Source organism: Mesorhizobium sp. M7A.F.Ca.CA.002.15.2.1 (assembly GCF_003998715.1).
Lineage (GTDB): Bacteria > Pseudomonadota > Alphaproteobacteria > Rhizobiales > Rhizobiaceae > Mesorhizobium > Mesorhizobium ciceri.
The window spans coordinates 1-5,538 of record NZ_RZPI01000301.1 but is presented as its reverse complement, the minus strand read 5'-3'; the positions used below and the strand labels follow the sequence as shown (position 1 = coordinate 5,538).

Annotated in this window: 7 protein-coding genes; 4 read left to right on the top strand and 3 right to left on the bottom strand. The window is 64.1% G+C overall.

Going from position 1 to position 5,538, the window contains the following annotated elements; genetic code table 11:
- From ENZ74_RS35150 to nhaA, 4 genes are all read left to right on the top strand, one after another.
- A partial coding sequence (locus ENZ74_RS35150) for an ATP-dependent helicase C-terminal domain-containing protein (protein ID WP_281059712.1) occupies positions 1–922 on the top strand: 922 nt, incomplete at its 5' end.
- A gap of 26 nt (positions 923–948) precedes the next feature.
- The gene (locus tag ENZ74_RS17675; protein ID WP_063169901.1) at positions 949–2,280 is read left to right on the top strand and encodes an ActS/PrrB/RegB family redox-sensitive histidine kinase; all 1,332 of its coding nucleotides are present in this window, start codon (positions 949–951) and stop codon (positions 2,278–2,280) included.
- 85 nt (positions 2,281–2,365) lie between these two features.
- Positions 2,366–2,929 carry an ActR/PrrA/RegA family redox response regulator transcription factor gene (locus ENZ74_RS17670; protein ID WP_013528072.1) on the top strand — a complete coding sequence of 188 codons (564 nt, stop codon included), beginning with the start codon at positions 2,366–2,368 and terminating at the stop codon, positions 2,927–2,929.
- Between the two features lie 62 nt (positions 2,930–2,991).
- The gene (gene nhaA, locus ENZ74_RS17665; RefSeq protein ID WP_063169902.1) at positions 2,992–4,200 is read left to right on the top strand and encodes a Na+/H+ antiporter NhaA; all 1,209 of its coding nucleotides are present in this window, start codon (positions 2,992–2,994) and stop codon (positions 4,198–4,200) included.
- A gap of 14 nt (positions 4,201–4,214) precedes the next feature.
- On the opposite strand, the gene ENZ74_RS17660 is transcribed toward nhaA, so the two are convergent.
- The 3 genes from ENZ74_RS17660 to ENZ74_RS34710 all read right to left on the bottom strand — a co-directional run.
- A complete protein-coding gene (locus ENZ74_RS17660) occupies positions 4,215–4,715 on the bottom strand; it encodes an MmcB family DNA repair protein (RefSeq protein WP_050596417.1) in 501 nt (166 codons plus the stop codon).
- 91 nt (positions 4,716–4,806) lie between these two features.
- The gene (locus ENZ74_RS17655) at positions 4,807–5,067 is read right to left on the bottom strand and encodes a hypothetical protein (RefSeq protein ID WP_127219059.1); all 261 of its coding nucleotides are present in this window, start codon (positions 5,065–5,067) and stop codon (positions 4,807–4,809) included.
- 242 nt (positions 5,068–5,309) lie between these two features.
- On the bottom strand, positions 5,310–5,538 hold a 229-nt coding region (locus tag ENZ74_RS34710; protein ID WP_206522292.1), incomplete at its 5' end, for a hypothetical protein.

Sequence of the window (5,538 nt, the reverse complement as noted above, 5' to 3'; positions counted from 1 at the left end):
GGCGAAGGCGCGCGGCGAGCGCGGCCGTTTCGTGCTGGCCAACGGCTCCGGCGCCATGCTCGACGCCGCCGACCCGCTGGCGGGCGAGCCGTTTCTGGTCGTCGCCGACCTGCAGGGCAAGGCACAGAATGCGCGCATCACGGCGGCAGCGGCGATCGGCGAGGACGATGTCCGTGTCGCGTTGGCGGACAGGATCGAGGCGCGCCGTGAAACGAGCTTCGATCGGGACAAGCGCGCCGTGCGTGTACGTGAAACCGTGCGCCTTGGCGCCATCACGCTCGCCGAGCGCATGCTGCCGCCGCCAACGGGGGCCGACGCCGACCGCGCCGTCCTCGATGCCGTGCGCCAGCACGGGCTGTCGCTGCTGACCTGGAGCAAGGAGGCGCAAACGCTGCGCCAGCGGCTTGGCTGGCTGCATCGCGGCCTGGGCGCGCCATGGCCCGATATGGCGGATGACGCCCTCGTCGAGCGCCTCGACGACTGGCTGCTGCCTTACCTCGCCGGCGCGGCATCGTTTGCCGCCATCGATGCAGGCGTTGTCTCGGCCGGGCTGGCCAGCCTCGTGCCGCATGATCTGCAGCGCAGGATCGATACGCTGGCGCCGACCCATTTCGACGCTCCGTCCGGCAGCCATGTGCCTATCCGCTATGACGGCGAATGGCCGGTGCTGGCGATTCGCGTACAGGAGCTGTTCGGCCTCGACCGCCATCCTTCGATCGCCAATGGCACTGTGCCGCTGACGCTCGAACTCCTGTCGCCGGCGCACCGGCCGATCCAGACGACGCGCGACCTGCCCGGCTTCTGGCGCGGCTCCTGGACCGACGTGCGCGCCGACATGCGCGGCCGCTATCCCAAGCATGTCTGGCCGGAAAACCCGCTGCTCGCCGCCGCCACCGCCCGGGCCAAGCCGCGCGGGACCTAGCCTTTGGAGCTTCGCGGCTGTAATTCATGGCCATGATCAACGTTTTGCGTTCGCCCGATTTCCAGCAGAGCCAGAGACTGCGCCTCAACACGCTAATCCGGTTGCGATGGCTTGCCATTGTCGGTCAGAGCCTGGCGGTGCTCGTCGTCGCCTATGGGCTGAAGTTTCCGCTGCCGGTCAGCCTCTGCTTTGCCCTGATCGCCTGTTCGGCCTGGATGAACCTGTTTCTCGCCTTTCGCTTTCCGGCGGCACACCGGCTCACGCCGCTTGCGGCCTTCGGCATCCTCATCTTCGACAGCCTGCAGCTTGCCGGCCTGCTCTACATGACCGGCGGCCTCACCAATCCGTTCTCGCTGCTGATGACCGTGCCTGTCGTCATTTCGGCGACATCGCTGCCCCTGCGCCTGACTGCCATCCTCGGCGGGCTGGTCATGTCGGCGGCGACCTTTCTGGTCTTTGTCCATCTGCCGCTGCCCTGGCATGAGGATGCGCCGCTGGCCATGCCTTTTCTCTATGTCGCCGGCATGTGGATGGCGGTGCTGTCCTCGATCGCCTTCACCGCCATATATGCTTTTCGGGTGGCAGCCGAAGCCCGGCTTCTGGCCAATGCGCTCGCCGCAACAGAGCTGGTGCTGCAGCGCGAGCAACACCTTTCGGCGCTCGACGGGCTGGCCGCCGCGGCCGCGCACGAGCTCGGCACGCCGCTCGCCACCATCGCGCTTGTCGCCAAGGAGATGGAAAAGGCGCTCGGCAAGGATCCGAAATATGGGGAAGACGTGACGCTGTTGCGTTCGCAGAGCGAGCGTTGCCGCGAGATTCTCAAGCGGCTGACCAGCCTGTCCTCGGAGGGTGAGGCGCATCTTTCGCGGCTGCCATTGACATCGCTGGTCGAGGAGGTCACCGCGCCGCACCGGGACTTCGGCATCTCGATCAAGCTTCGGCCCGGCGAACGCATCGGCCCCGAGCCGGTCGGGCAGCGCAATCCGGGCGTCATCTACGGCCTCGGCAACCTGGTCGAGAACGCGGTCGATTTCGCCCGCAAAAGCGTCACCGTGCGCTGGAGCTGGGACGAGGCCACCGTCACCTTCTCGATCGTCGATGACGGCCCCGGTTTTCCGGCCGAGATCATCGACCGCATCGGCGAGCCCTATATGTCGACGCGCCAGGGCAATGAAACCGGCGGTGGTCTGGGCCTCGGCCTGTTCATCGCCAAGACCCTGCTCGAACGCTCTGGTGCCGTGCTCGATTTCCGCAATTCGGGTGGCCTGGGCGAGGGCGCCATGGTCCAGATATCGTGGCCGCGTGGTGTGTTCCTCAATCCGGAAATCACTTCGGCCAGCATGTTCGACACTGCCTGAGAGCCTTGAAGGACCTCTAAAAATTGGACAAGGAGGCTCAGGAACTATATTTGCGTAAAATTAAGGCAGCAGGAATTTTGAGACTATGACAGGCGACGAGAATATTGGCGCAATGGTTGAAGGCGAGGACACCTCGCTGCTTGTCGTCGATGACGACAAGCCGTTCCTCACGCGTCTGGCCCGCGCCATGGAAGCCAGGGGCTTCGTGGTCGAGACGGCCGAGAGCGTCGAGGAGGCGGTTGCCAAGGCGCGCGCCAATCCGCCCGCCTACGCCGTGGTCGACATGCGGCTCGGCGACGGCAACGGCCTCGACGTGGTCGCGGCCATCCGCGAAAAGCGCGAGGATTCCCGCACCATCATCCTGACCGGCTATGGCAACATCGCCACCGCGGTGACCGCGGTGAAGCTCGGTGCGGTCGATTATCTCTCCAAGCCCGCCGACGCCGATGATATCTTCGCCGCACTCACCCGCACCGCCGGCGAGCGCGCGGCGCCGCCGGAAAACCCGATGTCGGCCGACCGCGTCCGATGGGAGCATATCCAGCGCGTCTATGAGATGTGCGAGCGCAACGTCTCCGAGACAGCGCGCCGGCTCAACATGCACCGTCGCACCTTGCAGCGCATACTGGCAAAGCGCGCGCCGCGTTAAGGCCACCGTTTGCCATCTTGCCGATTGAAACCCGCCGAAACAGGCGGCATGACGGAGGCGACATGCAGGATCTGAAGCAGCGGCCGATTTCCGTCTTCCGCGAATTTCTCGATAGCGAAGCGGCCGGCGGCATCATCCTGATGGCGGCGGCGGCACTTGCGTTGATCGTCGCCAACTCGCCGCTCGCCGAAACCTATTTCTCCGTGCTCCACGCCTATCTCGGCCCGCTCAGCGTCTCGCACTGGGTCAATGACGGGCTGATGGCGGTGTTCTTCCTGCTCGTCGGGCTGGAGATCAAGCGCGAGATGCTGGACGGCCAGCTCTCCACCTGGCCTCGGCGCGTGCTGCCCGGCATCGCCGCCGCCGGCGGCATGCTGGTTCCGGCACTCGTCTATGTCGCCGTCAACCGCAACAATGCGGCCGCCCTGTCCGGCTGGGCGATCCCGACCGCCACCGACATAGCTTTTGCGCTCGGCGTGCTGTCGCTGCTCGGCAGCCGCGTGCCGGCTTCGCTGAAGGTGTTCCTCACAGCATTGGCCATCATCGACGACCTCGGTGCCGTCATCATCATCGCCATCTTCTACACCAGCGGCTTGTCGCTGGCTTATCTGGGTGCCGCCTTCGCAATCATTGCCGCGCTTGTCGTGCTCAACCGCATGCGGGTGATGACGCTTGTGCCCTATCTCGTTCTGGGCGTCGTCCTGTGGGTTCTGGTGCTGAAATCTGGCGTCCATGCAACGCTTGCCGGCGTGGCGCTGGCGCTGACCATCCCGCTTGAGCGCTCCGCCGGGATCGGTCACGATCTGGACCGTTCGCCGCTGCACCGGCTCGAGCACGGCCTGCACAAGATTGTGGCTTTCGTCGTCATCCCGATCTTCGGCTTTGCCAATGCCGGCGTTTCGCTCGCCGGCCTGAGCTTTGGCGCGCTGATCGAGCCGTTGACGCTGGGTGTCGCCGCCGGCCTGGTGGTCGGCAAGCTGGTCGGCGTGTTCGGCTCCTCGGCACTTGCCATCAGGCTCGGTCTTGCCGACCTACCCGCCAATGCCGGCTGGACGCACATGATCGGCATATCGCTGCTGTGCGGCATCGGCTTCACCATGAGCCTGTTCATCGGCCTGCTCGCCTTCGCCGGCGACGTGGCGCTGCAGGACGCGGTCAAGGTCGGCATCCTCGCCGGCTCCTTCATCGCCGCCATCCTGGGCGCTGCCGTGCTGCTCATGGCGTCCGCTAGGGGTGGCGTGGAGGACGGCGAAGAGGAGAGCCGGCCATAGACTGAAGGACGCCGCTACTCGCTCTCACCCTCCAGCGCCGGCACCGACACGCCGGCAAGCTCCGCCGCCAGCAGCCGCGAAGCGCCGGCCCGCGCGATCCGCAGCATCAGCGCCTTGCGCGTTGCCGCTGCCATGCGGTGCTCGGGCGCATCGCGCAGGATCTCGGCGCCATAGCCGTCGGAAAGGATGAAGCCGCATTCGTGCGGGAAGATCTCCGAGGGTACGCCGGGATGGGTGGCGAAGAAGAAGCGGTCGGAATGCAGCCGGTAGTCGGGCCATTTGCGGTCGACCCTGAAATCCTCGATCGAGGATTTGATCTCGATGATCCAGATATCGCCCTGCCGGGTCAAAGCGACGAGGTCGGCACGGCGGCCGGTGGCCAGCGACAGTTCGGGCAAGACATGCGCGCCCATATCCATGAGCAGCCGCTGCACACCGCGCCGCACCAGCATGGCGCGTTCGGACTGGCGACCGTCGATGAGAGGGTTGATTGGGATGGGCGAGATGATCGGCATGCCAGGCACCATGCCAGATTCTGTTCACGGTTTGAACCTGTTTTATGCAGGCGATTGTATATTCGATATACCCGGATATACCCAAAAGAAGTCAGGCATTGATCCTTGAAAGATTGAGCTTGTGGTGCACACCATCGTTCTCATGGGGACGGGCGGCACAAAATTGAACAGCACTGATGGTGAACAACTGTGGGCCTTTGACCTTGATGCTCTGCGCAAGGCTTTCAGAAAGTCCGTTCAGGAGCATAAAGTCACCACGGCTGATTGGGCGGAGCACGCCAAGCAGTTCCTGGAAAAACAGAGAGATCGTCAGCGCAAATCGACTTGATATGCTGCGCCGGTCAATTTCCATTTGGTAACTTTAAGATAGCAGCGAAAAAGTCTTTGCGCGTCACCAACCAAAGTCAGATGCAACCGCTTTGGTTCCGCGAATTCCGAATGGCATAAGCAGGGAGACGTCACTTCGACACTTTCGTGAAGTGCGCACCCCATCTGCGGGTGATGCATGGCTTTATGTAAATTAGCTAAAGCGAATATAAGAGAAAAGTGATATTTTGGAAGCAGCCGGGGCTCCCCCAATACACCCCGCTCCGGTCAGGCCCGGTGGCGGTCCACCCAAAGGAAGGCTACCGGGCCGATCCCTGCAACCAACCGGTGATCCGCTCGTTGATCCCATGCCGGGTTGATCCCCCGGCACTCCAGGACCTGCCCGCTGCCGAGGGGCGGCGGGCCTTTTTTTGCCGATTGATTGAAGCCCGCAGCGATAGCGAAGGCCCCGGCGGGCGCCGGGACCTTCGCGTTGCTGGTCTCGTCAGAAGTGGAT

Bases quoted from the DNA above. Each gene is read 5' to 3' on its own strand.
- ENZ74_RS17670 (WP_013528072.1), top strand. From the start codon at position 2,366: ATGACAGGCGACGAGAATATTGGCGCAATGGTTGAAGGCGAGGACACC.
- ENZ74_RS17675 (WP_063169901.1), top strand. From the start codon at position 949: ATGGCCATGATCAACGTTTTGCGTTCGCCCGATTTCCAGCAGAGCCAG.
- nhaA (WP_063169902.1), top strand. From the start codon at position 2,992: ATGCAGGATCTGAAGCAGCGGCCGATTTCCGTCTTCCGCGAATTTCTC.
- ENZ74_RS17655 (WP_127219059.1), bottom strand. From the start codon at position 5,067: ATGGAAATTGACCGGCGCAGCATATCAAGTCGATTTGCGCTGACGATC.
- ENZ74_RS17660 (WP_050596417.1), bottom strand. From the start codon at position 4,715: ATGCCGATCATCTCGCCCATCCCAATCAACCCTCTCATCGACGGTCGC.